General features: G+C 39.2%; 2 protein-coding genes. One reads left to right on the top strand and one right to left on the bottom strand.

The window, feature by feature from the left end:
- A partial coding sequence (locus IDH44_RS26185) for a tyrosine-type recombinase/integrase (protein ID WP_190921769.1) occupies nt 1-797 on the bottom strand: 797 nt, incomplete at its 3' end.
- Between the two features lie 279 nt (nt 798-1,076).
- On the opposite strand from IDH44_RS26185, the gene IDH44_RS26190 reads away from it, so the two are divergent.
- The gene (locus tag IDH44_RS26190) at nt 1,077-3,023 is read left to right on the top strand and encodes a hypothetical protein (RefSeq protein ID WP_223870065.1); all 1,947 of its coding nucleotides are present in this window, start codon (nt 1,077-1,079) and stop codon (nt 3,021-3,023) included.
- Nucleotides 3,024-3,112 lie beyond the last annotated feature (89 nt).

Consider the following 3,112-nt stretch of genomic DNA (forward strand, 5'->3'; position numbering starts at 1 on the left):
TCGGTGAGATGCACATACAAGGAAGTGGTCCGAAGATCGGCGTGGCCAAGCAGCTCCTTGATCTGCAGGAGGGTGGCGCCTTGATTGAGGGCATGGGTGGCGAAGCTGTGGCGCAGGGCGTGAATGGAGGCGTCTTTTTCAATCCCGGCCGCATGAAGCGAGCGTCGAAAGGCGAACTGCACGCTCCGAGTGGCGATCGGCTTGGTGTCCGGGACGCCGGGGAACAACCAGACCGCAAGGCGGTAGGCTTTCCAGTATTCCCGGAGGAGCAGCAGATTTTTGGTGGACAAGAGCGAGGTGCGGTCCTTGTGGCCCTTGGCCTGACGGATGAAGATGCGCATGTTGGCGCTGTCGATATCCTTAATCCGCAGATGGGTGGCCTCGCTGACGCGAAGCCCGGCGGAATAGATGGTGGACAGCAGGGCCTTGTGCTTGAGGTTGGGCGTAGCTTCCAGCAGCCGATGGACCTCCGACGTGGAGAGCACGGTGGGGAGGAAGGCTTGCTTTTTCTTACGAGGGACATGCAGCATGTTCCACTCGCGGCAGAGGACGGATTGGAAGAAAAACTTGAGGGCGCCATAGGCGGAATTCACGTAGGCGGAGCTCAGATTGCGAATGGCAATGGCATGATGAAGAAAGGCGCGAACCTCCGGGTAACCGGTCTCGCTAAGGGGCTGGGAGCAAAACGCCTGAAACCGCTGAAGATGGGCGAGATACGTGCGCTGCGTGCTTTGAGCAAAGCCGCGAAGCGACATGGCCATTTGCATGGCTTGGAGATCGTTGGACAGATTGGACATGGGACAACACCTTCCTTTTTTTCTCCAGAGAATAGCGGAAGGTGTGATAAAATGGAAGTAGGGGTTTCGAGAGCTACCGCGCAGCGGTTTCGTTCAACAACGGGTGCATGCTGCGCGGCGTTCGCCGCTTGGTCCGGGCCGGAGTTGAGAAGCTAGGAAGCAGAATCAGCCGGACACATCCGACTTCGTCGGACGTCATGAACCCTGAACGTTATGTGAAATTGGGGCGAAAATCAGGAACATTCAATAATGAAAAATTTGTTTTTAAGGAGAAGAATTATGGAGAGAGTGAAGTATTACTCACCGAACGATTTAACATGTGGACGGAATCTTAAAAATAGTGAAATACTCATTAATGAATATGAAGCTGGAAATAAAGAAGCAAATGATATTAATGACATTATCGAACTTTACAATATTAAAAAGTATTTTGATAATAAATTGTATTTATTGGGCTGGAATCCGGAAGATATCAAGCGGTTCGAAAAAAATATTAATGAATTTTTTGGAATAATGGCTAGATATATTAAAGAAATTACAGATGATAATATATCTAATATCTATGATGAAATTATTTTTTATTATAAAGTTGATTTTTGGGAATTGATTGAAAAGTTCAGGGTATATGAGAATTTATCGGAACAAATTATCCAAGAGCTTCTCTTCTCATCAAAAGTCAAATTGTCTGAGTTATTAATATTCAAGAATATAGTAGAACATTACGGCATAATAATTAGGGAATATATGCTTAGTGATAGTTCTTCTGCGAAGTTACTTCTAAATAAATATGAAATGAAACATTTTAGACAAATAGCAGAAATACATCTTCCTAAAGAATTAAGCATCGAAGACAAGGAGAAAATAATCTCCAATTATATTGATTGTGACCAACCTAATCCTAATTACTTACAGCTGATTGCAAATATTCAAAGCAATAAAGATAAACTTGTGATTTCACCAAAGTTGATCTTGAAATCAAAAAAGAAAATCGAAGAACAGGAGCAACAGTTTTTTAAAGATAACTCAGGTATGAGAATAGAAACGAGTGTAATATTTGCAAATAACCAAGAAAATGTAGTCTCGATAAATAATGAGGGCTTATCAACCTCTGCTACCTACAGTTCCAATTGGATAAGGGATAATCTTGAGTATGCAACGTTACTAAATAATTTCATTTATTTGTTTGAATACGTTGACTTACAAATGAGATGTACTTTAGTAAATAAGGAAAGTGAAATGGGAGTATTTGAGCGTCATATTTTAACTTCATCAAAGAATGCTTATGTTAAGGGATTTTTTTTTGAACATAAGAATCATTTCTCAATCCTTCAAATGGAAGGCTATTATGATCAGCTATTCAGAAATGGTATTAGGTTGGAAGAAATTATCGAATGGTTCTTTGTTGAGTATTTATCAACGGAGTTTGGGGCCAATAACTTCAGAGTTACAATGCCGTCAGTAAACTCAACTTTCCTCGAGAAATGTACTAATGTGATGCCAGCTTTAGAATCAGTCCTAAAACAATTCATTCTTTATGTTGAAGAAGGTCATATTGATCTGGAACTATTTGAAATTCGTTCTGAACATTTAATTTATAAGAACATTCCGTCTCTCATTGAAAATAAATATGCATATGGTATTGGTAATGAGTTTCATAATGTGACATTCTTACTCTTCTCAGATCAAAGTGGCCTAGGATATATTGACGAGACGAAGAAGACATATGATAGTTTTTTTAAATTACTATGCAATGAGAAAGTTAAAATAAGTGATTACCCAGAGTTCGATACACCAAAAATTGAGTGGCTAATTAAGAACAACTATTTGACAGTGGATGAAGCTGGATCGATAGTCTTTCCAAATGGAGTTCTAATCCTAATACTTTATGAGTTATATACGAATGATGTAGTAGCGTACTGGAAGTACTCGTTTGATGGAAGGAAAATATTAAACGAGCTTAAAGATAAGAATATTATAGAATTTGAAAGCACTCTTTTTTCCAGACCGGAACAAGAGTATATCAATTATTTATTAAACAAATCACAATTTAATAATGGATTAGATCTGAGGAATAAATATAGTCATTTGCAACCATTCTCCACAGATGATGAAAACAAACATACTCAGAATTACTATATATTTTTAAGGTTATTTATTTTAACGATTATTAAGATAAACGATGAATTTTGTAGTAGATTACTCGAGGATGGCCCCAACATCACATAATAGAGTCTGTTCAAAAAGCATCAACTTCATTTTGAAGATAACAGCATAGTAGTTCAGTAAAGATTCCAGAATTGGAAATAAAGAGGGAA

This window comes from Paenibacillus sabuli (genome assembly GCF_014705605.1).
GTDB classification, from domain to species: Bacteria; Bacillota; Bacilli; order Paenibacillales; family Paenibacillaceae; genus Paenibacillus_D; species Paenibacillus_D sabuli.

What these genes read in the sequence shown, in the direction of transcription:
- IDH44_RS26190 (WP_223870065.1), top strand. Translation starts at nt 1,077, where the DNA reads ATGGAGAGAGTGAAGTATTACTCACCGAACGATTTAACATGTGGACGG.